The organism is Pararhizobium sp. PWRC1-1 (genome assembly GCF_049897905.1).
Taxonomy (GTDB): domain Bacteria; phylum Pseudomonadota; class Alphaproteobacteria; order Rhizobiales; family Rhizobiaceae; genus Pararhizobium.
The window spans coordinates 15,990-41,454 of sequence record NZ_JAFCXE010000003.1 but is presented as its reverse complement, the minus strand read 5'-3'; the positions used below and the strand labels follow the sequence as shown (position 1 = coordinate 41,454).

28 protein-coding genes are annotated in these 25,465 nt (G+C 58.8%); 19 read left to right on the top strand and 9 right to left on the bottom strand.

Translation table 11 applies throughout. The features are described 5' to 3' along the window. The first annotated feature begins 2 nt into the window (after positions 1 to 2). Both ACP7E0_RS06155 and bcsN read left to right on the top strand, forming a co-directional pair. Positions 3 to 2,087 carry a bacterial transcriptional activator domain-containing protein gene (locus tag ACP7E0_RS06155; protein WP_426123673.1) on the top strand — a complete coding sequence of 695 codons (2,085 nt, stop codon included), beginning with the start codon at positions 3 to 5 and terminating at the stop codon, positions 2,085 to 2,087. Continuing rightward, on the top strand, positions 2,084 to 3,007 hold the full coding sequence (gene bcsN, locus ACP7E0_RS06150) for a cellulose biosynthesis protein BcsN (RefSeq protein ID WP_426123672.1): 924 nt from the start codon (positions 2,084 to 2,086) through the stop codon (positions 3,005 to 3,007). The genes ACP7E0_RS06155 and bcsN overlap by 4 nt, the downstream gene beginning before the upstream one ends. A 7-nt stretch (positions 3,008 to 3,014) precedes the next feature. Here the strand turns inward: bcsN and ACP7E0_RS06145 are convergent, their stop codons facing one another. Continuing rightward, entirely contained in the window at positions 3,015 to 3,896 is an 882-nt protein-coding gene (locus tag ACP7E0_RS06145; protein WP_426123671.1) for a LysR family transcriptional regulator, read from the bottom strand. A gap of 248 nt (positions 3,897 to 4,144) precedes the next feature. On the opposite strand from ACP7E0_RS06145, the gene ACP7E0_RS06140 reads away from it, so the two are divergent. The 4 genes from ACP7E0_RS06140 (at position 4,145) to rirA (ending at position 8,706) form a co-directional block, all read left to right on the top strand. Beyond that, the gene (locus ACP7E0_RS06140) at positions 4,145 to 5,641 is read left to right on the top strand and encodes a CoA-acylating methylmalonate-semialdehyde dehydrogenase (RefSeq protein ID WP_426123670.1); all 1,497 of its coding nucleotides are present in this window, start codon (positions 4,145 to 4,147) and stop codon (positions 5,639 to 5,641) included. A 181-nt stretch (positions 5,642 to 5,822) separates the two neighbouring features. Further along, positions 5,823 to 6,914 (top strand): YjgN family protein, encoded by a 1,092-nt coding sequence (locus ACP7E0_RS06135; RefSeq protein WP_426123668.1) that lies wholly within the window; start codon positions 5,823 to 5,825, stop codon positions 6,912 to 6,914. Further along, positions 6,904 to 7,971: a M48 family metallopeptidase gene (locus tag ACP7E0_RS06130; RefSeq protein ID WP_426123666.1), complete on the top strand. Its 1,068-nt coding sequence runs from the start codon at positions 6,904 to 6,906 to the stop codon at positions 7,969 to 7,971. The genes ACP7E0_RS06135 and ACP7E0_RS06130 overlap by 11 nt, the downstream gene beginning before the upstream one ends. Before the next feature lie 270 nt (positions 7,972 to 8,241). Then, positions 8,242 to 8,706: an iron-responsive transcriptional regulator RirA gene (gene rirA, locus ACP7E0_RS06125; RefSeq protein WP_113314143.1), complete on the top strand. Its 465-nt coding sequence runs from the start codon at positions 8,242 to 8,244 to the stop codon at positions 8,704 to 8,706. Positions 8,707 to 8,754: 48 nt separating this feature from the next. Here rirA and ACP7E0_RS06120 read toward each other — a convergent pair whose 3' ends face one another. Beyond that, a complete protein-coding gene (locus ACP7E0_RS06120) occupies positions 8,755 to 9,144 on the bottom strand; it encodes a response regulator (RefSeq protein ID WP_426123665.1) in 390 nt (129 codons plus the stop codon). A gap of 69 nt (positions 9,145 to 9,213) precedes the next feature. After that, complete coding sequence (locus tag ACP7E0_RS06115; protein WP_426123663.1) at positions 9,214 to 9,828, bottom strand: helix-turn-helix domain-containing protein; 615 nt, start codon at positions 9,826 to 9,828, stop codon at positions 9,214 to 9,216. Between the two features lie 590 nt (positions 9,829 to 10,418). Here ACP7E0_RS06115 and ACP7E0_RS06110 point away from each other — a divergent pair. The 6 genes from ACP7E0_RS06110 (at position 10,419) to ACP7E0_RS06085 (ending at position 16,167) form a co-directional block, all read left to right on the top strand. Further along, positions 10,419 to 12,014 carry an ABC transporter substrate-binding protein gene (locus ACP7E0_RS06110; RefSeq protein WP_426123662.1) on the top strand — a complete coding sequence of 532 codons (1,596 nt, stop codon included), beginning with the start codon at positions 10,419 to 10,421 and terminating at the stop codon, positions 12,012 to 12,014. Positions 12,015 to 12,119: 105 nt separating this feature from the next. After that, a complete protein-coding gene (locus tag ACP7E0_RS06105) occupies positions 12,120 to 13,124 on the top strand; it encodes an ABC transporter permease subunit (protein WP_113314174.1) in 1,005 nt (334 codons plus the stop codon). 9 nt (positions 13,125 to 13,133) lie between these two features. Continuing rightward, the gene (locus tag ACP7E0_RS06100) at positions 13,134 to 14,027 is read left to right on the top strand and encodes an ABC transporter permease subunit (RefSeq protein WP_426123661.1); all 894 of its coding nucleotides are present in this window, start codon (positions 13,134 to 13,136) and stop codon (positions 14,025 to 14,027) included. After that, positions 14,027 to 14,881: an ABC transporter ATP-binding protein gene (locus tag ACP7E0_RS06095; RefSeq protein WP_426124109.1), complete on the top strand. Its 855-nt coding sequence runs from the start codon at positions 14,027 to 14,029 to the stop codon at positions 14,879 to 14,881. Before ACP7E0_RS06100 ends, ACP7E0_RS06095 begins: the two co-directional genes overlap by 1 nt. Then, entirely contained in the window at positions 14,878 to 15,705 is an 828-nt protein-coding gene (locus ACP7E0_RS06090; RefSeq protein ID WP_426123659.1) for a dipeptide ABC transporter ATP-binding protein, read from the top strand. The genes ACP7E0_RS06095 and ACP7E0_RS06090 overlap by 4 nt, the downstream gene beginning before the upstream one ends. A 117-nt stretch (positions 15,706 to 15,822) precedes the next feature. Next, entirely contained in the window at positions 15,823 to 16,167 is a 345-nt protein-coding gene (locus ACP7E0_RS06085) for a RidA family protein (protein WP_426123658.1), read from the top strand. 65 nt (positions 16,168 to 16,232) lie between these two features. Here the strand turns inward: ACP7E0_RS06085 and ACP7E0_RS06080 are convergent, their stop codons facing one another. Further along, the gene (locus ACP7E0_RS06080; RefSeq protein WP_426123656.1) at positions 16,233 to 16,619 is read right to left on the bottom strand and encodes a hypothetical protein; all 387 of its coding nucleotides are present in this window, start codon (positions 16,617 to 16,619) and stop codon (positions 16,233 to 16,235) included. Between the two features lie 184 nt (positions 16,620 to 16,803). Here ACP7E0_RS06080 and ACP7E0_RS06075 point away from each other — a divergent pair, with 184 nt between their 5' ends. The 6 genes from ACP7E0_RS06075 (at position 16,804) to ACP7E0_RS06050 (ending at position 22,776) form a co-directional block, all read left to right on the top strand. Beyond that, positions 16,804 to 16,974, top strand: coding sequence for a hypothetical protein (locus ACP7E0_RS06075; RefSeq protein WP_426123655.1), 171 nt, complete (start codon positions 16,804 to 16,806; stop codon positions 16,972 to 16,974). A 188-nt stretch (positions 16,975 to 17,162) separates the two neighbouring features. Next, entirely contained in the window at positions 17,163 to 18,656 is a 1,494-nt protein-coding gene (locus tag ACP7E0_RS06070; protein WP_426123654.1) for a sensor histidine kinase, read from the top strand. Continuing rightward, positions 18,653 to 19,099, top strand: a complete 447-nt coding sequence (locus ACP7E0_RS06065) for a response regulator (RefSeq protein WP_426123653.1) — start codon at positions 18,653 to 18,655, stop codon at positions 19,097 to 19,099. Before ACP7E0_RS06070 ends, ACP7E0_RS06065 begins: the two co-directional genes overlap by 4 nt. A gap of 5 nt (positions 19,100 to 19,104) precedes the next feature. Then, on the top strand, positions 19,105 to 20,157 hold the full coding sequence (locus tag ACP7E0_RS06060; protein WP_426124108.1) for a sensor histidine kinase: 1,053 nt from the start codon (positions 19,105 to 19,107) through the stop codon (positions 20,155 to 20,157). 186 nt (positions 20,158 to 20,343) lie between these two features. Continuing rightward, the gene (locus ACP7E0_RS06055) at positions 20,344 to 21,471 is read left to right on the top strand and encodes an AI-2E family transporter (protein WP_426123651.1); all 1,128 of its coding nucleotides are present in this window, start codon (positions 20,344 to 20,346) and stop codon (positions 21,469 to 21,471) included. Positions 21,472 to 21,528: 57 nt separating this feature from the next. Beyond that, on the top strand, positions 21,529 to 22,776 hold the full coding sequence (locus ACP7E0_RS06050) for an NAD(P)/FAD-dependent oxidoreductase (RefSeq protein WP_426123650.1): 1,248 nt from the start codon (positions 21,529 to 21,531) through the stop codon (positions 22,774 to 22,776). A gap of 4 nt (positions 22,777 to 22,780) precedes the next feature. On the opposite strand, the gene ACP7E0_RS06045 is transcribed toward ACP7E0_RS06050, so the two are convergent. Continuing rightward, positions 22,781 to 23,578 carry a response regulator gene (locus ACP7E0_RS06045; protein WP_113314156.1) on the bottom strand — a complete coding sequence of 266 codons (798 nt, stop codon included), beginning with the start codon at positions 23,576 to 23,578 and terminating at the stop codon, positions 22,781 to 22,783. 249 nt (positions 23,579 to 23,827) lie between these two features. On the opposite strand from ACP7E0_RS06045, the gene ACP7E0_RS06040 reads away from it, so the two are divergent. Beyond that, positions 23,828 to 24,019, top strand: a complete 192-nt coding sequence (locus ACP7E0_RS06040; RefSeq protein ID WP_426123649.1) for a NepR family anti-sigma factor — start codon at positions 23,828 to 23,830, stop codon at positions 24,017 to 24,019. Between the two features lie 101 nt (positions 24,020 to 24,120). Here ACP7E0_RS06040 and ACP7E0_RS06035 read toward each other — a convergent pair whose 3' ends face one another. The 4 genes from ACP7E0_RS06035 to ACP7E0_RS06020 all read right to left on the bottom strand — a co-directional run bounded on the left by ACP7E0_RS06035 (position 24,121) and on the right by ACP7E0_RS06020 (position 25,310). Next, positions 24,121 to 24,369, bottom strand: coding sequence for a YMGG-like glycine zipper-containing protein (locus ACP7E0_RS06035; protein WP_113314158.1), 249 nt, complete (start codon positions 24,367 to 24,369; stop codon positions 24,121 to 24,123). Positions 24,370 to 24,437: 68 nt separating this feature from the next. Continuing rightward, the gene (locus ACP7E0_RS06030; RefSeq protein ID WP_081927957.1) at positions 24,438 to 24,593 is read right to left on the bottom strand and encodes a DUF3309 family protein; all 156 of its coding nucleotides are present in this window, start codon (positions 24,591 to 24,593) and stop codon (positions 24,438 to 24,440) included. Between the two features lie 92 nt (positions 24,594 to 24,685). Then, the gene (locus ACP7E0_RS06025; protein ID WP_426123648.1) at positions 24,686 to 25,012 is read right to left on the bottom strand and encodes a hypothetical protein; all 327 of its coding nucleotides are present in this window, start codon (positions 25,010 to 25,012) and stop codon (positions 24,686 to 24,688) included. Between the two features lie 130 nt (positions 25,013 to 25,142). Continuing rightward, the gene (locus tag ACP7E0_RS06020) at positions 25,143 to 25,310 is read right to left on the bottom strand and encodes a hypothetical protein (RefSeq protein WP_426123647.1); all 168 of its coding nucleotides are present in this window, start codon (positions 25,308 to 25,310) and stop codon (positions 25,143 to 25,145) included. Between the last annotated feature and the right edge of the window lie 155 nt (positions 25,311 to 25,465).

The following is a 25,465-nucleotide window of genomic DNA, read 5'->3' as shown; positions in this document are numbered from 1 at the left end:
TCATGATGAAGAAACATTGGCTCGCCCTTCTGGCCGCATCGAGCCTGCTCCTGCCGGCAACGGCATTCTCGCAGGATTCGGCAAAGCTGCTGACGCAGGCCGGCGGCTCTTTTCGCATCGTCGATGAGGCTCTGAATTCAGCGGCCGGACAGATCGAGCCCTCGGCAGCGGCGGGCAGAGCGCAGCCTGCGCCAACCCAGGCGGCGGCAAACCAGCCAGATGAAGTTGAAATGGCGGCGCTCTATTATTACGCCGAGCAGAAGCAGGATGGACGTGTTGCCGCCGAGGCTGCGCGCTTGCGGCTGAAATTCCCGCAATTCGAGATGCCGCAGGACCTGTACCTGCAGCAATCGGCGCGCGGTATCGACGAGACCGTGCTCTGGCAGCTCTATGACAAGAGCGATTTCACCGGCATCGACGCCGAGATCATCCGCCGCAAGAGCGAGATGCCGGACTGGGAGCCGACTGCGGATTTCACCGAAAAGCTGGCGCGCCGCAAACAGCGCGTGCTGATGACCGAAGCGGCGAAGGACCAGAACTGGACGGATGTCATCCAGGCCGGCGGCAGCATCGATCCTGCGACGGAAACCGAAGTGGACCTGCTCTGGACGCTGATCGATGCCTACGCGCAGACCGGCATGAAACAGCCGCTCGCGGATGTCTATCGCGGCATCCTTCTACGCGAGGGCGACAAGCGTCTGCCGGATGCGGTGCTGATCACCACATTGCAGAAGGCCATCCGGGATTTTCCTGCCGCCGAAGTCCAGGCCGTCATGCAGAAACTCGCCGTGACGCCGGCCATGCAGGCGGGCTTGCAGCCTGTTGCCTTTGATCTCCTGCGCAGGACGGTCGCCGATTTCAACGCAAATGAAAAACAGACAGTGCCCCTCTCTGATGAACAGTTGGCGCCACTCAAGAACGCCGCGCCGCCGAAGATCGAGGATATGGCGCTGCTCGGCTGGTATTTTCTGAAGATCAAGCAGCCGGCCGTTAGTGCGCAATGGTTCAGCAAGGCGCTGGAGCTCCAGGCGGATGCTGCCAATGCCAAGGGTCTCTATCTTAGCCTCGCCGCACAAAATCTTGAGGAAGAAGCCTACAAGGTGGCGACCACCTATCTGCAGGACTTGTCCGGCGACCCGGAATTCCTGATGAACGCGCTGTCGCTGCGCTTTGACAAGCCGGACATGGCGGTGATCGATGAAAAGATCGTTGCTTCCTATTCGACGACGATCCTGCAGACCCTGAATGCCGACCACGCGGAAACTCTTGCCTGGTATGCCTATAATTCCAAGCAGTATGAGGCCTCATCTGCCTGGTTCCAGAAGGCCGTCGATTGGAAGATGGCACCGGCGCGCGTCAAGGGGCTGGCGCTCTCCTATCTGCGCCTGTCGCAGAAACAGGAATTTGCCGCGCTGCAGGAAAAATACGGTTCGGCCTATCCCAATATCTGGGACGAGATTCGCGTCGCATCGCCGCCGAAGGGAAGGGCTGCCGCTGCGGTGATCAAGCCGCGTGGGATCATTCAGGCCAACTACTTTCGCAATTTCCAGGCCAAGCGCTATGCCGCCTGCATCAACGATCTGGCCGACCTGCGCAGTCGCGGGCAACTGTCATCGGATGCGGCCCAGATCGGCGGCTGGTGCTATCTCGGTCTTGGCCGCCTTGCAGAGGCACGCGCAGCCTTCGCAGACGGTCTTTCCGCCGGCGGACAGGTGCAGGCCGATGCTGCGTATGGAACAGCACTCACCCTGCTGCGCGGGCGTCTGACGGATGATGCCGAGGCGATCATCATGGCTTATCCGCTCAGCGCCGAACGCGACCGGGAAATCCGGGTGGAAATCTATTTCCAGCGCGCCCGGGCAAGCTTCGATCGCAAGCAATATCAAAAGACGCTCGACGCACTGAATGCGAGGGCAAGCCTCGTAGCGGAACCGGCCGATCTCAGCCAGCTGCGCGGCTGGGCCTACTATCACCTTGGAAACAAGCAGGTCGCCAAACAGGTGTTCCAGCGCCTCAACGATCACCTGTCGGATGCCGGCGTGAGAGCCGGCCTGGTCGCCACGAGCCAGACGGATACACGCCGATGAAAAGTTTTTTTCCAACAATCGCTTTGGTCTCGATGCTCGCCTCGTGCACGTCGATGGTCGATGACCCGTTCCTGCGGACAGGGTCCGTCGAAGGCAATTGGCCGTCGCTCGCAACCACGGTTTCTCCCGAATACGCAGTCGCAGCCCTTCCTGGGCTTCCGGCCGCCACGGTGCGGCAGACGGGAGCCAAGGGGAAAATCGAGCAGACGATCGTCTACGCCAATGCGACCGACCTTGCTGGCGAGAACCTACTGAGCGTGACGATCGATCCGTCCGCAAAGATCACGCGCAGCAACGGCGCGCCGTCGCGGTCGCAGGTCGAAGCGGAAATGCGAAGCGCTTTGTCCGGCGTGACGATGCAGATCAGCCCGGTGATCGCCGACAATGCCTATGGTGTCTTCGGTTATGCCACCGGTTCTCTTGGCAAGGGTGGCAGCTGCGTCTACGCATGGCAGTTTGCCAGGAATATCAGGCCCTATGACGGCGGGCGGGGGATCGGTTCCGGAGACGCCGCCCAAATCCGGATGCGCTATTGCAGCCCGTCGATCGCGGCCGACCGTGTCGTCGCGCTGATGCAGGGCCTGCGTATCAATCCGTCGTTACCAAATGCCGGAGCTTTGGTTTTCGCGCCGGCCCCGTTGCCGTTGGTTGAACCGTTTACAGAGCCGCAGCCCGCAAAGTCGGAAACCCCGGTCGCCGTGCGCCGCACGCCAAAACCCGCCGTCGTCGCGGAAACACCAGTGGACGCGCCAGCCGAAAAGCCCGTCACCCATGCCGCCAAGGTGCCGCTACCGGGAGAAGCCGCAGCATTGGCTGCGACGGCGACCCCGGCTGTGGTTGCCGAACAGGACGTTTCAAAGGCGGCCGCCAAGCCTTCCTTCGTCCCCATGCCGTCGGACTTTGCGTCCGTGCCGCAATAAGCAGCCATTACAGGAAGATGCCGTGCTCCTCCGTCACCAGTTCCTGAAGGAAATCGACGACGGTGCGGACGCGGACGAGTTCGCGGGCGCTCTCATGATAGGTGGTCCAGTAGCCCCGCCGGATCGTCGTCTCCGGCAGGATGCGGATTAGCTCGGGATATTGGCGGGCGATATAGTTGTGCAGGATGCCGATCCCGGCGCTTGAGCGCACGGCTTCGGTCTGGCCTGTAGCGCTGGAAATCTCGAACGAGGCATCCCAGCTGCGCATGATCTCGCCGGTAAAATTCAGCGAGGCGGTAAAGATCAGGTCCTCGACATAGCCGATCCGGCGATGGCTTTTCAGGTCATAAACGCTTTCGGGCGCTCCATAGGACGACAGGTATTCCTGCGAAGCATAGAGCCCCAGGGTGTAATCGGTCAGTTTCGACGATATCAGTCGGCCCTGTTCCGGGCGCTCCAGCGTGATGGCAATATCGGCTTCGCGTTGCGACAGCGAAAACGAGCGGGGCACCGGCACCAGTTGGATGCGCAGTTCCGGGAAGCGGGCTGTCAACTTGCCAAGGCGCGGGGCGAGGAACGAAACCCCAAAACCGTCGGGCGCCCCAACGCGCACGGTACCGGCGACCGCAGTATCGATCCGGCCGATCTGCGCCTGCGCCGCCAGCATCTCGGTTTCCATTCGCTCCGCCGCATGCAGGAAAATCTCGCCCTCGGTCGTCAGGTCGCAGCCGTTGGTTCGGCGGATCAAAAGCCGCGTCTTCAACGACTCTTCCAGAGCTGTGACCCGCCGGCTCAGCGTCGCATGATTGAGCCCCAGCCGTTTCGAGGCCGACAGGATCTGGCCACTGCGGGCAACCGCCAGGAACATGCGAACGTCATCCCAGTTCATGGATGCACTTCCTCTTCTCCCCAGCGGGGAGAAGTGCCGAGCATGGCGAGGCGATGAGGGGGGCTGCGTCAATTTCCGAGGGTGTCGCCCCCTCATCCGGCACTGCAGGCCACCTTCTCCCCGCTGGGGAGAAGAGGAAACACGACTCGAACATCAATTTCTGCACAACGGTTCCTGAATATCGCGCGTTGATTTGTGCATATTGTAGTGCGACACTCCCGTCATAATCAAGATCAGGAGGATCACCCATGTACGAGATCGGTCATTTCATCGGCGGCAAGCGCGTTGCGGGCACGAGCGGCCGTACCGCCAACGTCTTCAATCCGGCTACCGGCGAAGTTCAGGCAACCGTGGCGCTTGCAAACGACGCGGAAATGGCTGCCGCCGTTGCAAACGCCAAGGCTGCACAGCCGAAATGGGCTGCGACCAATCCGCAGCGCCGCGCCCGCGTCTTCATGAAGTTCGTGCAGCTTCTGAACGACAACATGGATGAACTGGCCGAAATGCTGTCGCGTGAGCATGGCAAGACCATCGACGACGCCAAGGGTGACGTCATTCGCGGGCTGGAAGTCTGCGAGTTCGTCATCGGTATTCCGCATCTGTCCAAGAGCGAATTCACCGAGGGTGCTGGCCCGAACATCGATATGTATTCGATCCGCCAGGCCGTCGGCATCGGCGCCGGCATCACGCCTTTCAACTTCCCGGCGATGATCCCGATGTGGATGTTTGCCCCGGCAATCGCCTGCGGCAACGCCTTCATCCTGAAGCCTTCGGAGCGTGATCCGTCCGTGCCGATGCGTCTGGCCGAACTGATGATCGAGGCGGGCCTTCCTGCCGGTATCCTCAATGTCGTCAACGGTGACAAGGGCGCGGTCGATGCGATCCTGACGCACCCGGACATTTCCGCCGTTTCCTTCGTCGGCTCGACCCCGATCGCCCGTTACGTCTATGGCACGGCTGCCATGAACGGCAAGCGAGCCCAGTGCTTTGGCGGCGCCAAGAACCACATGATCATCATGCCGGATGCCGATCTCGACCAGGCCGCCAACGCCCTGATGGGCGCCGGTTACGGCTCGGCCGGTGAGCGCTGCATGGCGATATCGGTTGCGGTTCCCGTCGGCAAGGAAACCGCCGACCGCCTGATCGCAAAGCTGACCCCGATGGTCGAATCCTTGCGCATCGGTCCTTACACCGACGAGAAGGCCGACATGGGCCCGGTCGTCACCAAGGAAGCCAAGGAGCGTATTCTCGGCTTGATCAACAAGGGTGTCGAAGAAGGCGCAAACCTCGTCGTCGATGGCCGCGATTTCAAGCTTCAGGGCTATGAAAACGGCAACTTCGTCGGCGGCTGCCTGTTCGACAACGTCACCCCGGATATGGACATCTACAAGCAGGAGATCTTCGGCCCGGTTCTCTCCGTCGTTCGTGCCAAGACCTACGAGGAAGCCCTCGATCTGCCGATGAAGCACGAATATGGCAACGGCGTCGCGATCTACACCCGCGATGGCGATGCGGCCCGTGACTTCGCCAGCCGTATCAACATCGGCATGGTCGGCGTCAACGTTCCGATCCCGGTTCCGCTGGCCTACCACTCCTTCGGCGGCTGGAAGTCCTCGTCCTTCGGCGATCTCAACCAGCACGGCACGGACTCAATCAAGTTCTGGACCCGTACCAAGACGATCACGAGCCGCTGGCCCTCCGGCATCAAGGACGGTGCCGAGTTCTCCATCCCGACGATGAAGTAACGTCGAGATATCGTCTATCCTCCCCGATTGGGCCTCCGCATGGAGGCCCTTTTTTGTTGTGAACTCCGTGGTGCGGTTGACCTGCCGGGGTGACAGTTTAAGACATGGCCCAAGCGGCCGAATATCGGGGGATAGTCGGCCGTTCTTGAATTGCATCTGATGATACGCAAGAGGGGCGACGATGAGCACAACCGACACGGCACCACTGCCGGCCGCATCGCAGGATTTTCACCGGCTGTCGTTTACCGGAAATGCGGCGGAGTATTTCGGCATCTGGATCGTCAATATCCTTTTGACCATCATCACGTTGGGCATCTATTCGGCCTGGGCGAAGGTGCGCCGCAACCGTTATTTCTACGGCAACACGGTGCTGCTCGGCCGCGCCTTCGAATATCACGCCAAGGGCAAGCAGATTTTCATCGGACGATTGATCGTCCTTGGCTATCTTGTGGTTTACAATATCATCCTGGCGGTGTTGCCGATTGCCGGCCTCGTCGTGGGTTTGGTCGTCCTGTGCTTCTTTCCCTGGCTGATCATGCGCGGCCTGCGCTTCAGCGCCCGCGTCACCAGTTACCGTAACGTCCGTTTCAATTTCGTCGGCAAGATGGGCGGTGCGTTCATCGCCTTCATGGCCGGTCCGGTCATGGCCGTGTTGTCGCTCGGTATCCTGGCGCCGCTCGCCAGCCGCTGGATGTACCGCTATCTCGGCAACAATCTGCGCTATGGTGGCCGGTCGTTTACAACGGATCCAAAACTCGGGCCGATCTACCAGACCTGGTTCTTCTCGGCATTGATCATCGTCCTCGGCTTGCTGGTCATCGCTGTCGCAGCACTTGCCAACCTGTCCCTGATCGTCGCTTTGATCGATAACCCCAATGCACTGCCTCCCGAATTCCAGGCATCGATGGTCGTTCTTGGTATTGTCGCCTATCTGGCCGTACTTCTATCCTTCGGCATTGCGGCGCTGTTCTATCGTGCCGGCGTGCGCAATATCGCCTGGTCGGCGACCCGCTTCGATGGCAAGCATGAGCTTAAAAGCGATCTGTCGCGGTTTCGCTATGTCTGGATTGCCGTGTCGAATGTGATCATAACTGTTCTGACGCTTGGCTTGATGCGTCCCTGGGCTGCTGTCCGCATGGCCCGCTACATCAATGAGCACACGGCCATCCGTTTCGACGGCGACGTCGGCGAAATCCTCGCAACGGCCGAGCAGGAAGGCTCTGCAGTCGGCGCGGAATTCATGGAGTTCGAGGGCTTCGATTTTGGCTTCTGATGAAAAGCCTGTTTGCCGTGGTGACTGGCATCCGCGCGATTCCAGCCGCTCGGTGCCGGCCCAACTGATCGGGAAGAACGGGCATATTGCCGCTCAGACGGACGAGGGCGAGGAACTCGCATCTGCGCTCTTTCCGGCGCTGGATATATCGCCGCGGGTTGGCTCGATCCCCCGCCGTATCGAATTTCCCGATGGCTCGCTGTTCGAAACCGCGGATAACGGGGCGATCGACGCTCTTCAACTGGCGAATGGACGTAAGCGGGTAGGGCTCATTCATGGCCTTGAACGGTTTCATCCCCGTCTTCTGATCTTTGTCGTTGCGGTGTTCCTGCTGTCCGGCCTGGTCTACCGCTATGCTCTGCCGGTGCTGGTGGAAGTCGCGGTCGCCGTGACGCCGCCGGTGGTGCCGCACCTGATGTCGATCAGCACGCTGGAAACACTGGATCGCACCGTTCTCAGCGAAACGAAGCTGGACGACGCGAAGCGGCGGGCAATTTCGGACGGTTTCGCCCGTATCGCCATAAATTCTACCCGTGGTCCGGCTGCCTATACACTGAACTTTCGCGAGGGCGGAGCGATCGGTCCGAATGCGTTCGCGCTGCCGGATGGCACGCTGATCATCACCGATGAACTGGTCGATCTTTCAGGCGGCGATACCGAAATGCTCATTGGTGTTTTGGCGCATGAAATTGGCCATGTCGAATTGGAGCACAGCCTGCGCCAAATTTACCGGGCTGCGGGCATGGCTGGCCTGATCATGCTGATTGCCGGCGACGTCGGTGACAGCGCCGAGGATCTGCTTGTCCAGGGGAGTGGTCTTCTGGCGCTCTCCTATTCCAGAGATGCGGAAGCGGCTGCCGACCGGCATTCGGTCGAACTGATGCAAGAGGCCGGTTACGATGCCACCGCCATCGCGCGCTTCTTCGAGATCATCGAGAAGAAACTCGGCGATAAATCCGGGACGAATATCCTGTCGACGCATCCGGGGACACCAGAACGCAAGCAGGCGATTCGCGATTACGAGGCCGAACTGCGCCAGAAAACCAGCCCAAACTAAGCGAATTGTGCCGCGCACCGTGCTAACATGACTTGCAACGTCAACTTTATCCCGTTTGGAGGGTGGACAGCTTGCCAGAAGCTGATCATGATCACTTCGGCACGATTTTCTGCTTTTTGGAATTGTTCCAAACTATCATCGGCCTTATATAAAGCAGGAGATTGCGACACTACCGGTAGAATCGCCGGAGGTCACATGTTCTTGAGTGTCGCCGGAGGCTCGCGGGTTCATCAGAACCGGGGCACCTAAATTCGAAGCCTGGAGTAGATAATGCGCCTGACGAAGCAAACGAACTACGCAGTCCGCATGCTCATGTATTGCGCTGCCAATGACGGCCACCTCAGCCGCATCCCGGAAATTGCCAAGGCCTATGGAGTGTCGGAACTCTTCCTTTTCAAGATCCTGCAGCCGCTCAACAAGGCCGGTCTCGTCGAGACTGTGCGCGGCCGCAATGGTGGTGTGCGCCTGCCCAAGCCGGCCGCTGACATCAGTCTCTTCGATATCGTCACGGTCACCGAAGACAGCTTCGCCATGGCGGAATGTTTCGAGGCTGGCGAGATCGACTGCCCGCTCGTCGACAGCTGTGGTCTGAACGCAGCCTTGCGCAAAGCGCTCAATGCGTTTTTCGAAGTGCTGCAGCAATATTCGATCGACGACCTCGTCAAGGCCCGGCCGCAGATCAACTTCCTGCTCGGCCTCGATCAGTTGACCCATCCGAAAACAGCGGCGGCCTGATGCCGCTTCAATCAACAAAAAGCCCGGCTCGTCCGGGCTTTTTGTTGTCTATGACTTGGTCACATATTCCCGAAGGATGAATTCGATGGCGGTGGGATCGAGTTCTGCCTTGTCGATGCGGAAATCGGCGCCGTACTCCTCGAATTTCTGGAAATAGGGGTCGGCGAGCGATGAAGAGATCACCCCGATCGGGCCGATGAAACCGTGCTGGCGCATGGCAGGGACGGTTTCGCGAAAATCGAATTGCGGCTGCAGGCGGTTATCCATCAGCACCATGGAGACCGGCGTTCCGGATTTGATGAAATCGAGTGCGGCGTCGATCGTTTCGCAATAATGCAGATGGATCTCGATACTCGAGACCTTTTTCATCAAACCACGCATGATCAGGTTTTCAGCCGGATCGTCGTCAACAAGGAGGATGTGGACCGGGTGTGTCATCTGGCAATTTCGCTTGGTGAATAGCTGACAATAAGACTTGTGATATGCCGTCTGTGATGCGCTGCCGCATCATTGTATGATCTGCTCCCGAATAGCCTTGGCCACCATCTGGGTTCTGTTGACGACGTCGAGTTTCTTCAGGATTGTCGCGGTGTGCGAATTGACGGTGTGTTCGGAGACCGAAACGATCAGGGCGATCTCACTTGCAGTCTTACCGTGAGAGATCCAGCGCAATATCTCTCTCTCCCGTGGTGTGAGACCGAGGCCCGCTTTGTTCGACAGGACGAGGCGGTAGAAATAGTCGAAGGCGCAAATGGCATCGTAGCAAAGCGCGAAATGGGCTTGCTGCTCCATCATCTCGCCGTCGCCGAGGAACAGAACAGCGTAGCGGGCGCCGTTCATGCCGGTCACCGGAACGCACATCAGCATGTCGAAGCCGAGTTGCCCGAGAAGATTGCCGCCATTGCCCAGATGCAAGTCATCGGATTTCCAAACCGACGGTATGGAAGACGTATGCAGACTCTTGAACACGATCGAATCGCCGAAGCGGTGGCGCTTGTCATATTCCTCGGCAAGCCCGGAAGGCAGATCGTGCAAGGCCAGCCGGTTTGTCAGCGTGCAGGCGTCACCCTCGTTGCCAAGCTGTAGAATGCCGAAATGGTCGAAGCCGTAACGAAGCGTCATCGTGTGGAATATACGAAAGAAATCAACCCGATTGAGAGCTTTCTCCAAATCGCTGTCAAAATAGTATTGCCGGTGGTTTTTCTGATAGTTTGCCACGACGCGGCCGTCCCCAAGTGTTCCGCAGACACCAGTTTAACGCGCAGTTCACTATAAGCAACTGGCATCTCAATCGAAAGGGGGAGTTATCGGCAGTTTTAAACCGTTCGGTTCATGCCGGTAAGGTTGCAACGAGAGGGAGGACCGCGTGTAGTTGCCTTCGTCTATCCCCGCCTGGCAGACAAAGGCTGGACAGTCCTCCCCGCCCCGCAGGGTGTTTATGGCATGTGAGCTGCCCTGGCGCTATCAGTGCAATTTGGGATTGACTTTAACGGTAAAACGAAATCGATTCGGACGGCGATGCTGGAGGCGATAAGAAAGTCGTGTATAGCCTCCGACCTTGTCGCATCTGGGAGAATTTTCCAATTGGACAAATTTTTCGGGTCGCTTATTGCATTGCCCGATCAAATGTCGTTCCATCCGGCCTTGACCGGAAACAACGGCTTCTGCGTCAGAAAAATACGAGAACAAGAACAAAGCTGGGAAGCAAACTCATGAAAAAGCTCTCTACTCTCCTTGCAGCAACCGCAATTGCCACTTTGATGGCCGGTTCTGCATGGTCGAAGACCTTCGTCTACTGCTCGGAAGCGTCGCCGGAAGGCTTCGACCCCGGTCTCTACACGGGCGGTCAGACGTTCGATGCGGCTGCGCACACGGTCTATAACCGGCTGGTGGAATTCAAGCGCGGCACGACTGAAATCGAGCCTGCGCTGGCCGAAAGCTGGGAAATCTCCGCTGATGGCAAGGAATATACCTTCAAGCTGCGTCCGGGCGTAAAGTTCCAGACGACCGAATACTTCACGCCGACGCGCGAACTGAACGCCGATGACGTGATCTTCTCGTTCGAGCGTCAGTACAAGGCCGACAATGCCTGGAACAAGTACGTTCCCGGTGCTTCATGGGAATATTTCTCCGGCATGGGCCTGCCGGATCTTCTCGAGAAGGTCGAGAAGGTCGACGACCTGACGATCAAGATCGTGCTGAAGCGCCCGGAAGCGCCGTTGCTGGCCAACCTGGGCATGCCCTTCATCTCGATCCTGTCGAAGGAATATGCCGACAAGCTTCAGGCTGACGGCAAGATGGAACTGATGAACCAGCAGCCGCTCGGCACCGGTCCGTTCACGTTCGTCGCCTATCAGCCGGATGCCGCCATCCGCTACAAGGCAAACCCTGATTATTGGGGTGGCAAGCAGAAGATCGATGACCTCGTGTTCGCGATCACTACGGATGCCGCAGTCCGCGCCCAGAAGCTGAAGGCCGGCGAATGCCACCTGATGTCCTATCCGAACGCAGCTGACGTTGCCGAACTGAAGGCCGATCCGAACCTGAACATCTCCGAGCAGGCCGGTCTCAACGTTTCCTACCTCGCCTACAACACGCTCGTTGCGCCGTTCGACAAGGTTGAAGTCCGCAAGGCGCTCAACATGGCGGTCAACAAGCAGGCCATCGTCGATGCCGTGTTCCAGGGGGCCGCAACGGTTGCCAAGAACCCGATCCCGCCGACAATGTGGTCCTATAACGACAAGGTTGAAGACGACAAGTACGACCCGGAAGTCGCCAAGAAGATGCTTGAAGACGCTGGCGTCAAGGATCTCAAGATGAAGATCTGGGCCATGCCGGTTGCGCGTCCGTACATGCTGAACGCCCGCCGTGCAGCCGAACTGATGCAGTCTGACCTTGCCAAGATCGGCGTTACCGCCGAAATCGTCTCCTACGAATGGGCCGAGTATCTGAAGCTCTCGTCTGCCAAGGACCGCGACGGTGCGGCAATCCTCGGCTGGACCGGCGACAATGGTGATCCGGACAACTTCCTTGACACCCTGCTCGGCTGCGATGCCGTGGGCGGCAACAACCGCGCTCAGTGGTGCAACAAGGAGTTCGACGACCTGGTGACGAAGGCGAAGGAAACCGCCGACGTTGCCGAGCGCACGAAGCTCTATGAAGAGGCGCAGATCGTCTTCAAGAAGGAAGCCCCCTGGAACACCCTCGACCATTCGCTCGCCGTCGTTCCGATGAGCAAGAAGGTCTCGGGCTTCGTCCAGTCTCCGCTCGGTGACTTTGTCTTCGAAGGCGTTGACATCGCCGAATAAGATCGGCTGAGATAAAGAAAGGCACGCCGCAAAGAGCGTGCAATGGCCGGCGGCTCGAAGACATTCGGGCCGTCGGTTTTTCAAAGAAAGAAGGGATTGGCTCCCATGTTGCGCTTTATCTTCGGACGTCTTGCCGTCCTGATACCCACGTTCCTCGGGGTATCGCTGATCGCGTTCTCCTTCATTCGACTTCTGCCGGGCGATCCGGTCATGTTGATGTCGGGTGAGCGCGTCATGGCTCCGGAACGCCACACCGAACTCATGCACCAGCTCGGTCTCGACCGGCCGATGTATGTTCAGTATTTCGATTATCTCGGCGGTCTCGTGACGGGCGATTTCGGTTCGTCCATCGTCACCAAGAGGCCGGTTCTCGATGATTTCATGAACCTCTTCCCGGCAACGCTTGAACTGTCGCTCTGCGCCATCATCGTTGCGGTGCTGCTCGGCATTCCGGCCGGGGTGATCGCCGCGGTGAAACGGGGGACCTGGCTCGACCAGTCGCTGATGGGCGTCGCCCTTGTCGGCTATTCGATGCCGATCTTCTGGTGGGGCTTGCTGCTCATCATCTTCTTCTCCGGCTATCTCGGCTGGACGCCGGTCTCGGGACGCATCTCGATGATGTACTTCTTCCCGCAGGTCACCGGCTTCATGCTGATCGACAGTCTGATCTCGGGGCAGGCGGGCGCCTTCAAATCGGCGGTCAGCTATCTGATCTTGCCGACCGTCGTGCTGGCGACCATTCCGCTGGCGGTCATCGCCCGTCAGACGCGCTCGGCCATGCTGGAAGTGCTCGGTGAGGATTATGTCCGCACCGCCCGTTCCAAGGGCCTGTCGCCGTTCCGGGTCATCGGCGTTCACGCGCTGCGTAACGCGCTGATCCCGGTCATCACCACCATCGGCCTGCAGGTCGGCGTGCTCTTGGCCGGCGCGATCCTGACGGAAACGATCTTCTCCTGGCCGGGTATCGGCAAATGGATGGTCGATTCCGTGTTCAAGCGTGACTATCAGGTCGTGCAGGGCGGGCTGATGCTGATCGCCGCCATGATCATGATCATCAACCTCATCGTTGATGTGCTTTACGGCTTCATCAACCCGCGTATCCGGCATTAGGAGGGTCTGATGGCTGTCGCTGAAATCAAAACTATCAAGCCGCAGACCGGTTTTGCCGAGTTCTGGTTCTATTTCTCGCGCAACAAGGGCGCGGTGATGGGGCTTGTTTTCTTCCTGATCATCCTGTTCGTTGCGGTCTTTGCGGCTTTCGTCGCGCCGCATAGCCCAAGTGTGCAGAACCGGGATGTGCTTCTGTTGCCGCCCGGCTGGACGCAAGGCGGGCAGTGGACCTATCTTCTCGGAACCGACGCTGTCGGCCGTGATATCCTGTCCCGCCTGATCTACGGTGCGCGTTTCTCGCTGTTCATCGGCCTTGTGGTCGTCACGCTTTCGGTCATCTCCGGCGTTCTCGTCGGCCTGATCGCCGGCTATTTCCGCGGCCGCACCGATACGATCATCATGCGCGTCATGGATATCATCCTGGCCTTTCCGTCGCTGCTTCTGGCCCTTGTGCTGGTGGCAGTCCTCGGACCGGGACTGGTCAACGCGATGATCGCGATTTCGCTGGTCAACCTGCCGCATTTCGTGCGGCTGACCCGCGCCGCCGTCATGTCGGAGCGCACCAAGGACTATGTCATCGCTTCAAGGGTTGCCGGTGCCGGCACGATGCGGCTGATGTTCCTGACCATCCTGCCCAATTGCCTCGCACCGTTGATCGTCCAGGCAACGCTCGCCTTCTCGGCGGCCATCCTCGACGCGGCGGCACTCGGCTTCCTCGGCATGGGCGCACAGCCGCCGACACCGGAATGGGGCACGATGCTGGCCGAAGCCCGCGAGTTCATCCAGCGTGCATGGTGGGTCGTCACGTTCCCCGGTCTTGCCATTCTTGTCACCGTCATTGCCATCAATCTGATGGGCGACGGCCTGCGCGATGCGCTTGATCCCAAGTTGAAGAGGTCATGATGTCGCTTTTCGAAATCGAAAATCTCGTCGTTGAGTTCCAGACGGCTGCCGGTCCTTTCCGTGCCGTCGATGGCGTCTCGATGAAGGTCAATGCTGGCGAAGTGCTTGCGATCGTCGGTGAATCCGGTTCCGGCAAGTCGGTCTCCATGCTGGCGGCCATGGGCCTGTTGCCCTGGACGGCCAAGGTCACGGCCGACAAACTGCTGTTCAACGGCATCGATCTGCTCGGCCTGTCGCCATCGGATCGGCGCAAGATCGTCGGCAAGGACATTGCCATGATCTTCCAGGAACCGGTTGCCAGCCTCAACCCCTGTTTTACCGTCGGGTTCCAGATCGAGGAAGTGCTGCGCATTCACCTCGGCCTCGACAAGGCGGCGCGCCGGGCGCGGGCCATCGAACTGTTCGATCTGGTCGGCATTCCCAACCCTGCAGAACGCCTGGGGCATTTCCCCCACCAGATGTCGGGTGGCCAGTGCCAGCGCGTCATGATCGCCATCGCTCTGTCGTGCAATCCGAAACTCCTGATCGCCGACGAGCCGACCACGGCGCTCGACGTCACCATCCAGAAGCAGATCCTCGATCTCTTGATGCGGCTGCAGGCCGAACATGGCATGGGCCTGATCATCATCACCCACAACATGGGCGTGGTGGCCGAAACCGCCGATCGCGTCATCGTCCAGTACAAGGGCCGCAAGATCGAGGAAGCTGACGTGCTGTCGCTGTTTGAATCCCCCAAGAGCGAATACACCCGCGCGCTTCTGTCGGCACTTCCGGACAATGCCACCGGCGACCGCCTTCCGACGATCGCGGAATTCCTCAGCGACGACCAGATCTTTGCAGGAGCTGTTCGATGACCCATGTTCTCGAAGCCAGAAACCTCACCCGCGATTATCACATCCCGGGGAGCCTGTTTAAAAAGTCCAAGACCGTTCACGCCGTCAAGGGCGTGAGCTTTGCGGTCGATCAGGGCAAGACGCTGGCCATCGTCGGCGAAAGCGGCTGCGGAAAATCGACGTTGGCCCGTATCGTCACCATGATCGATCCGGCAACCTCGGGCGACATGCTGATCGATGGTAACAAGGTCGACATTGCCAAGGAACGGCTGACACCGGAAATGCGCCAGAAGGTGCAGATCGTCTTTCAGAACCCCTATGGTACGCTGAACCCGCGCAAGAAGATCGGCGAAATCCTCACCGAACCGCTGATCATCAACACCAGCATGAAAGCCGACGACCGCCGCGACAAGGCGATGGCCATGTTGAAAAAGGTGGGACTTGAGGAAAAGCACTACGGCCGCTATCCGCACATGTTCTCCGGCGGCCAGCGCCAGCGTGTGGCGATTGCCCGTGCGCTGATGCTCAATCCGCGGCTGCTGGTACTGGACGAGCCGGTTTCGGCGCTCGATCTGTCGGTGCAGGCACAGGTTCTCAACCTGCTCGCCGATCTGCAGGACGAATTCCAGCTGACCTATGTCTTCATCAGCCACGACCTGTCGGTGGTTCGCTACATCGCCGACGACGTGATGGTGATGTATTACGGTGAAGCCGTGGAATATGGCAGCCGTGAAGAGGTCTTCAGCGATCCCAAGCACAATTACACCAAGACGCTGTTTGCCGCGACGCCGCGCGCCGATGTCGACAGCATCAAGGCACGGCTCGCCCGCAAAAAAGCGGCCTGAACGGCGCCGGGTGCGACAATCGCGTGATGACGGTTCCACTGACCGGAAATCTGCGGTAAAGCGCCTGCGTCACCACAATTCATATGCGGCCCGCCGCATCTTACGAGGAATATGAAGATGGAAATCAAACGCTTCGAAACCGGTCCGCGCATGAGCCAGGCCGTTGTTCACAATGGCACCGTCTATCTCGCTGGCCAGGTCGGCGAAGCCGGTTCCGATGTGACCGAGCAGACCAAGCAGGCTCTCGCATCGGTTGATCGTCTCTTGGCTGAAGCCGGCACCGACAAGTCCCGCATCCTGTCGGCAACCATCTGGCTGGCCGACATGGTCGATTTCCCGAAGATGAACGCTGTCTGGGATGCCTGGGCATCGCAGGGCAACACACCGGCGCGTGCGACCGGCGAAGCCAAGCTTGCAACCCCGGACTATCTCGTCGAAGTCATCGTCATCGCCGCTCTCTAAGGGCTGCCACTTATCGCGAAAAAGCCGGCGCCTGTGAAGGGCGCCGGCTTTTTTATGCCTACTTGTCAGTTTCCGATGCGGGCCGTGCCGGTTTCGCCGTTGTCACGCACCCATTTGACCTTACCCTCGCCGGTTTCCGTCAGGTCGAAACACATCGGCGAACCGTCGTACCAAACCTTGAATTGCTGACAGAGCTTGTCGGACTGAATCCACCAGCGGCCCTGGTCGGTCGGCTGAATGAATTTTCCCAGACCCAGCGCCTTGCCGGTGCCATCGACTTGCCCGGAAGGATGATAGTTCAGTGGAAACTCCCCGCCCATCGGAGCGGCAAGATAGATCGTCTTTCCAATGATGAGGCTTCGGATATCAGCCTCCTTCATTTGGGTCACTTCCGCCGCCGCAGCGAGGCCGGACACTGTGACGCTCAGAATGATGATTGCAATTTTCCGCATGGTAGTCTCCATCGCATTGCACTCCATACGCCGCGCCCGGCAATTGGATCACTCAGCAATGGGATGAGCAGGGCCTACTCCAAATGTTTCGCCTGGATCAACGCAAGGCTATGGAACCATTCGGCTTGAGCTGCGTTAAACTGTGTATTCTAAGGGAATGCTCTCAAACATAAAGGAATGTGCCATGCTGTACTGGTTGCCAAGGCTATGCCTGTTCCTGCTTGCCGCTGCGATTGTGGGCTTGGGTATTCTGCCCGCAACGTCGGAAGACATTGCCAATACATTGATCGTCGTGATCTTGGGCCTCGGCCTGTTCTCCCTGACGTTGCATGTCTTTCCTCCGGAACGCTACTGAAGCGCACTGTTGAGACGCATCATCAAAACAGTTTTATTTTCCGGCGAACGCTGTACGTTCGCAACGGGAGCTGCTTCTCATGATTGATTATTGATTTTATTCTCGCCAAGCATGTGGCGAGAAGGCGGCTCGGTTGAGGGGAACTTGGCCGTGATGCGTGCTATCAAACGGTTGTGTGGTGCCCGGGAATGGTGATCGGTAAATCTGTATTTTCCCGATTTGTGCCGCTATTGTTGTTCGCAGGCGCCATTCTGCTTCTGGGTCTTGTACTCGCCTCGCTCCGTTTCGCCACGCTGACCCAGCAGAGTTCGCAAGGAGCTCTCCATGCCGCCCGCTTGAACAATCGCGCAATGCTGCTGCTGACCCTGGTACAGGACGCAGAAACCAGGCAGCGCGGATATTTGATCACCGGCGAAGAGAAATATCTCAGTCCCTTCAAGCGTGCCGAAGCACTCATTGCCCTTCATTTCCTCAGCGTGAGTGGTGATCTGACGAAGGTCGGGATCAGCCACGTGACCGTTGAAAGACTGAAGCGTCTGATCGACGATAAGTTGGGGGAGATGCGCGATACCATCGGCTTGAAGAAAGCTGGCCGGGATGCCGAAGCGATAGCTGTTGTCCAGACCGATTCGGGCAAGCGGGTGATGGATGAAATCCGTGAGATCATGACCAGGATCGATGCCATTACGGGCAACATCGGGTTCCAGCGTGAGGAAACGATGGCCAATGCGGCGAAGTGGCTGTTGATCTCCATCACTGGCGGTGCGGTGCTGCTTGTCATCCTGGTTGGCGGCGCGATCTTTCTTGCCGTCGTCCACGCAAGGCAACTTGAGGCAGCACGCCAAGCCCTGGCAGAACAGAACGACGTGCTGGAGGTGAGAATCAAGCAGCGCACCCAGTTTCTGGAACGCGCCAATCGGGAATTGCAGAGCTATTCCTATATTGTCGGCCATGACCTGCGGGCTCCCCTCGTCAACATCATGGGCTTCACGTCGGAACTGGAGCGGGCTGCGGGGATATTCGCCGATTATGTGAAGAGATCGCCAGACACCCGTGATGACCTCGCCGATAAGATCGTGCGCCAGGCTGTTGACGACGACATTCCCGAAGCATTGGGATTTATCCGCTCTTCCATGAAGCGGATGGATGACCTGATCAACGAGATACTCAGACTGGCGCGCGCCGGAAGCCGGCAGTTGAACGCCGAGCCGTTAAACCTTTTAGATCTACTTTCAGAAACCGTGGCCAATCTGCAGCACAGGCTGGATGAGACGGGTGCGAGCGTCGTGCTTTCGCCGGCTCTGCCGCCTGTTGTTTCGGACCGGTTTGCCTTGCAGCAGATTTTTGGCAACCTTCTGGACAATGCGGTAAAGTATGCCGATCCATCGCGCAGGGCAGTGATCCGTGTCTCGGGAACGATCGCCAACGGTTTTGCGATGATCGACGTCGCTGACAATGGCCGCGGCATTGCCGAGCGGGACCGGGAACGGGTTTTCGAACTTTTCCGGCGTTCCGGACCACAGGACAGGCCAGGCGATGGCATCGGTCTCGCGCATGTGCGTGCGCTGGTTCGCCGCCTGGGGGGAGATGTAGCCGTGAAATCGGTTCTGGGGGAAGGGACGACGTTCGTCGTGACCCTCGCAGCTGATGTGCGGTCAGCCAGAGACAGGGGGGAAAGATGAACCAAGGACTACATCCGGTCGTCATCATCATGATCGAGGACGATCAGGGCCATGCCCGGCTGATCGAGAAGAACATTCGGCGCGCGGGCGTGACCAACGACATCGTGCCGTTTGAAACGGGCCTGGCGGCACTCTCCTACCTTCTCGGCCCGGATGGCAGCGGCAAGGTTCACGAGGGCAAGCCGCTTCTTATCCTTTTGGATCTCAATTTACCCGATATGACCGGAATGGACATCCTGGCCCGGGTTCGCGAAAGCGCCCATCTTCACCACATCATGGTGATCGTACTGACGACCACTGATGATCCGGTGGAGGTGAATCGCTGCTATGAACTCGGCGCGAATGTCTATGTCGCCAAGCCGATGGAATACGAAAAATTCGTCAATGCCATCCAGCAGCTCGGCTTGTTCCTGTCCGTCGTCACCGTGCCGGAGGTATCGTGATGAGCCTGGGTGTGTCCGGTGGAGAGACGGACATCGCCATACTCTACATTGATGATGACGAGGCACTCGGTGTTCTCTTGCGCAAGAACCTTGCACGCCGAGGGTTTACGGTCGTCAATGCGCTCGACAGGCAGTCGGGCCTCTCGAAACTGGCCGCCGGCGGGGTCGATGTCATCGTCCTTGACCATTACCTGCTTGGCGAAACGGGTCTGGACATTCTGCCCGCCATCGTGAGCTTACCAGATAGGCCGCCGGTCGTTTATGTAACCGGCGCCGGAGATGCGAGCATCGCAGTTGAGGCCTTGAAACGCGGTGCTGACGACTATGTGGCAAAAAGCGTTTCGACTGAGTTCTTCGATCTTCTGACGGCCGCCGTCAGGCAGTCTCTGGAACGGGCGCGGTTTCGCCGCGAAGCCGCCGTGGCGCAGGAGGAAATCCGCAAAGCGCGCGATCGTGCCGAACTCCTGTTGCGCGAAGTCAATCACAGGGTCGCCAACAGCCTCAGTTTGGCCGCTTCCCTGGTGCGCATGCAGGCTTCATTGATTACGGATCCCGTCGCCCTTGGTGCCCTTCAGGAAACCCAGGTCCGCATTCATGCGATCGGCAATGTGCACCGCCATCTCTATGCCAAAAACCAGATAGGTGTAGTCGATCTCGACGATTATCTGGAGAGCCTTCTTAGCGAGTTGCAGTCATCGATGCATGACGATACACGCCCGCACACGATTATCCGTCTGATCGAGCCGGCGCAGCTGCCAACCGACAAGGTCGTGCCGCTGGGGCTGATCGTCAGTGAGCTCGTCACCAATGCCTTTAAATACGCTTATGCAAACGGCAATGCCGGCGAAATCCGTGTCAGGGTCTCCCGTAGCAGCGGCGATATCATCGAGCTCGTGGTAGAAGATGATGGCGATGGTTTTGATCTGGACGCACCTGCCAAAGGCACGGGGCTTGGGACCAAAATTCTGGGGGCCATGGCGGCAACGATGGGTGCGGAGCTCGCCTACGACCGCAGCTTTTCCACGGGAACGCGCGCGCGCATTACATTTCCAATCTGAAGCGCAGCGGAAAACGGTAAGGCACGCAGCTTCTCGCCGCAGGAAGGTGCCCGGGAACTTTTCCGCAATTCGCGAGTTTACAGCCGACATGCCGGTGTAGCCTATGCGCCGGCGTTTTCCTCACATCGATCATATTTGTCAGCCGGCAGAGACCGTACCGCACCGGACATCCTGGAGAATTGGACCATGAACGCTGCCTTCTCGGCGAGTGGGGTTTTCAAGAAAAGAAAACAGGCGGAAATAGAGGCGCAGGTGGCTGAGGCCGCCAACCCGGAACCGTCGCCGAAGACCGGGCTGGATTTGGTCGTCGCTTGGAGCATCATCGGAACGTTCATCATCTTTGCTTCCGGGGTGATCTATACGATGGAATCGATCCTGATGCCGGTGACCCTCGCCATTGTCATCGGCATGGTATTGGGGCTCGCTGCGGACCGGCTCGCGAAATTCGGAGTACCGCCCGCGCTTGGCGGATTGTTTCTGGCGATCGTCTTTGTCATCGGCCTGTTCTTTCTGATCAACGCGCTGATCGATCCGCTAACATCTCTGGTGGGACAGGCGCCTGGTATCCTGGAGCGGGCGATCGAACGCGTTCTTCCCCTCATCCAGCGGTTTGATTGGGCAAAGAACGCAATCGCCGGCACGGATGAAAAGGCTGTCACGGATGTGGCCATCCAGAATGCCGGCGCCATGCTCGGACTTGTCGCCTCGGGGGTAACGCCAGCCTTCATCCAGACGATGATTTTCATGGCGGCACTCGGGTTGTTCCTTGTCGGGCGCGGGCATCTGCGCAAGACGATCATCCTTGCCTTCGCCACGCGCGAGCGCCGGCTGGCAGCGATCCGGATCATGAATGCGACAGAAAATGCCGTCGGTTTCTATTTCTCGACCGCCAGCATCATCTACATAGTGCTGGGGTTGATCACGATGGCCATCGCCTTCCTCGGCGGACTGACGGTGGCTCCCCTGTGGGGATTGTTCGCTTTCGTTTCAAGCTTCATTCCCTATCTCGGCGTCACCATCATGACGGTAGCACTTCTCTGCGCTGGCATGATGACCCATGACGCCCTGCTTCTGGCACTTGCACCGGCCGCTGCATTTTTTCTTCTGCATCTGGTAATGGAAAACCTGATAACGCCGGCGATCCTTGGTCACCGGTTGGAGATCAACCCGTTTCTGATTTTCCTGGCGATCATCTTCTGGACCTGGATGTGGGGCGCCGTCGGAGCCATGCTTGCCCTGCCGCTCTCCTTGATCGCAATGACGATCTTCAACGAAGTCCGCACCCAACCGCCGGAGCGGCAGTTGCCGGGTTGAAGCCCGGCGGCTAGCAGAGCTTGCCGCGATCATATGCACGAACAGAAAGACTGACGCATGTCCCAAATGCTTGATGCCCTTGATACTGCCCAGGCGGATCTTCACGGAGGAAGGGCGCCATGGGGAAGGGGACTTCGCCCGCCGCAGCATGGCAGCCTGACACAAAGTATAAAGACGGAGGTACTCGTCGTCGGCGGCGGTATTACCGGATCGCTGGCGGCCCAGCATCTGGCGGCGCGGGGAGTGGATGTGGTGATTGTCGATCGCGAGCAACCCGGTCTCGGCAGTACCGCTGCAAGTACGGCTATGCTGCAATGGGAGATCGATTGCACGCTTGGCGAACTGACGAACTTCTACGGTTTTGATCGGGCAGCAACCCTTTATCAGCGCAGCGCTGGTGCTGTTCACGGCTTGTCGGGCTTGGTTGGTGCGCTTGGTATCGATTGTTCTTTCCGGCCGCGATCAACCCTCTATCTCTCCGCCGGCGAGGCGGGTCCGTCGGCCCTGCGTGACGAGCATCTGCTGCGGCAACGCGCGGGTTTGCCGGGCGCGCTGCTTGATCATGCAGAGCTCTTGTCCGGCTTCGGTATCGATCGGGCTGCCGCCATTCTGTCACCCGGATCTGCCGAGGCCGATCCCGTGCTACTCTCCTGGGGACTGTTGCACGATGCCGAAGCGCGGGGTGCGCGGCTTTTCGATGCGATGGTGACGGAGTATCACGACGCGCCGGGCTCGGTAACCGTGGAAACGGACGGCCCTTTCGTCATCGAGGCGCGGCATGTCATTCTTGCCACGGGATATCTCATGCCGGATTTCGTCCGCTGCGGCATCCATCAAACGGCATCGAGCTGGGCATTGGCAACCGTACCGCAGGCTCCGGGCAGCCTCTGGCGGGATGGCGCGCTGATCTGGGAGGCTTCGGAAACCTACAACTATGCACGGACGACGGCGGATGGGCGGATCATCATCGGTGGCGAAGACGACGGCACAATCGATCCGGCCGTGCGTGACGGCAAGATGCCGCAGAAAACGGCAGCGCTGGTCGAAAGTCTCGTCAGGCTCTGGCCCACTGCCAACCCGGTGGTCGATTTCAGCTGGTCCGGCGCGTTTGGCGAGACAGACGATGGACTGCCGCTGATCGGCGCCGTTCCCGGAATGCCACGCATCCTTGCCGCCTATGGATATGGCGGCAATGGCATAACCTTCAGTTTCATGGCGTCGCGGATGCTGGCCGAATTGTGCGCCGGCAGGGGAGAAGGCTGGTTCGACGCTTTCGCCATCGACCGGCCGCCGCCTGCCGGCTGATACCTCAGCGCTTACCCGAACGTGCGTTCTCGTCGAAGAACAGAGCCTGGCTGATCAGCGCCTTGACCATTTCCGGATTGAACGGCTTGGTCACCAGGAAGGCAGGCTCGGGCTTCGTTCCCGTCAACAGCCGCTCCGGGAAGGCGGTGATGAAGATCACCGGAATCGTCGCGCTCTTCAGGATCTCATTGACGGCGTCGATGCCCGAGCTTCCGTCGGCAAGCTGGATGTCGGCGAGGATCATCTTCGGCGCGGTCTTTTCAAACAGCGTGATGGCTTCGCCATGAGTTCTGGCTACGCCCGAAACCTTGTGGCCGAGGCTGCTTACCATGTCCTCGATATCCATGGCGATCAGCGGTTCATCTTCGATGATCAGGATTTCGGTGGCAACCTGCCTGGAAATATCTTCCGAAGCCTCACGCAGCAACGCCGCGGTTTCTGCTTCGCTCACGCCGAGAATTTCGGCTGTTTCCGCCTGTGTAAAACCTTCCACCGACACCAGCAGGAAGGCTTTGCGGGCCGCTGGCGGAATAAGCGAGAGGTTCGCCGCTGCCCTAGCTTCCCAGCCGAAGGGCGAAGCCGTTTCCGGCAAATCGATGCTGAGCGTATCGAACAACGTGGAGAACAGCTTGAAGATGTTTACACGGTCGTTGGCACCCTGCGGAAAGATCGTGATGTCGGCAATCAGCGCCTCAAGGACGGCGGCAACGTAGGCGTCGCCGGAGGCTTGCGATCCCGTGACCGCGCGGGAGAAGCGCCGCAGATAAGGAAGATGGGCTGCGATCCGCATGGAAAGTGACATTTATGACTTCCTTCAGTATGATGGCGCCGGAATTTGCCGTCGTACGACGCTATATTGAGTCGAAACATGGCATTGGTTTGAACATGTTTTGTGGTTTATGGGAAGTTTCCAGGCGGACCCAATCGGATACCGGCAGAAACCAAACCCCAATAAATTTGCGATATTGCAACGTTTTCGGTGTATCAGAAAGACGCGTGTAAGCGTCGCAGTCTGGCAATCGACGTTGCGGCGTAAGGAGTGAAACGGTCGATGAGTGACATCCCGGAAAATCAGCGGCGGGCAGGCAGGGCCGGTGGTAACATCGCGGACCCCAACAACCAGATCGCCCACAAGCTGAAAGCACTTTATAGCTCTGTCGAGCAGGAACCAATCCCCGACATGTTTCTCGATCTACTTGAGAAGCTTGACAGAGCGGAACGGGCTGACAAGCCGCAACTGTAACGGGGTGTGCTGTGCCATCCCCAGCCAGTTTCATCCCTTCGCATTCACATGAAAAACGGGCCGAGGCCCGTTTTCCTGTTTTAAGTGCTGCTGCCGTGCGATCAGCAGGATGCGGTGTAGCGGCGGCCGTAACGGTCGCGATAGACGCAGCGGCCAGGCTCATTGGCATTACCAATCAACGCGCCTGCGACACCACCGACCGCAGCACCAACTGCCGCACCGCGGACATTACCCGTTGCCACGCCGCCGATGATTGCGCCGGAAGCAGCGCCGATGCCGGCGCCCTTTTCCGTCTGAGAGCAAGCTGCCAGCGGTAGGATGAGAACGGCTGCGAGGAGGATCTTTTTCATGGATGGGTTCCTTTTGAAGGCGTTGATGGACAAGGGTTAGTGGACAAGGACGGTAGCATGACAGCCGATCAGATTCGGCCCATCAGTACAAGGATGAGGAGAATTACCACAACCAGCCCGAGGCCGCCCGAGGGTCCATAGCCCCAGTTGCGGCTGTGGCCCCAGCTGGGGAGCGCACCGATCAGCAACAGCACCAAGACAATCAGGAGAATTGTACCGAGCATGATATTTCCTCTTCGGGGTTCAGGCCCCTTCGGGCCGACGGGATTATGCTGCGGTAACGTCTGTCACACAATTTTGTTCCCGCGCCGGGGTCTCATTTAATTCCGGCAGGCATGGCATTCACAAGAGGGTGCGATCTAGCCCGATTGGTAAGCGATTGTTTACGGGGCGGCGTCAAGGGGCCGAACAACAGGAAGGTGCTAATCAGGCGGTCCACCTTGTCGAGGATGACGGTATGGACCCGCGGAAGGAGAGATGGATCTGATGGCGGCACGATCGCATCATGGGCGCCGGTCATGTTGAAGACAGGCACATCGAAGAAAGGTAATCCGTCGATAACCGATGTCCGTGACATCCAGGAAACGAAAGTGGCGATTTCGCTGGCCTCGGATTTCAGCAGATGTTCGCGAACCTGCTCCATTGCAGCGATTGTCTCTTCCGTTTCCCAATCTGCGGACTTGTCGAGCGAGCAATAGGGAAACGAAGCCGTCGGTTGAATGGCCAATCAGGGTCACCGGTCGCCCGCAAAGTCGCGCTCGATCGCCCCTGCATTAGACATGGACGATATCAGCTGTATCGAGGCCATTGGTAGATCCATCCAATGTCCACGGGCTATGGCCCGGAAGCGGATAGGCCACAGCCTGCCCCTCATCGCGCACGATGCTTGGCGCAAAGCAGCTCCAGAACGCCGGCGACATCACCATAACATTGATGAGCACCGTTTCCATGCCTGGGACTTGAGAAAGCCAATGGGGTGACGGGGTGCGCAACATTGCCGGCATTCTTTGACGCCTTGGCAGAACGCCATTCAGCGTAAAAGGTCCCCGGAACAGACCGATGGAACTTCTTGCCGCGTTTCCCCGTTCATCTGGCA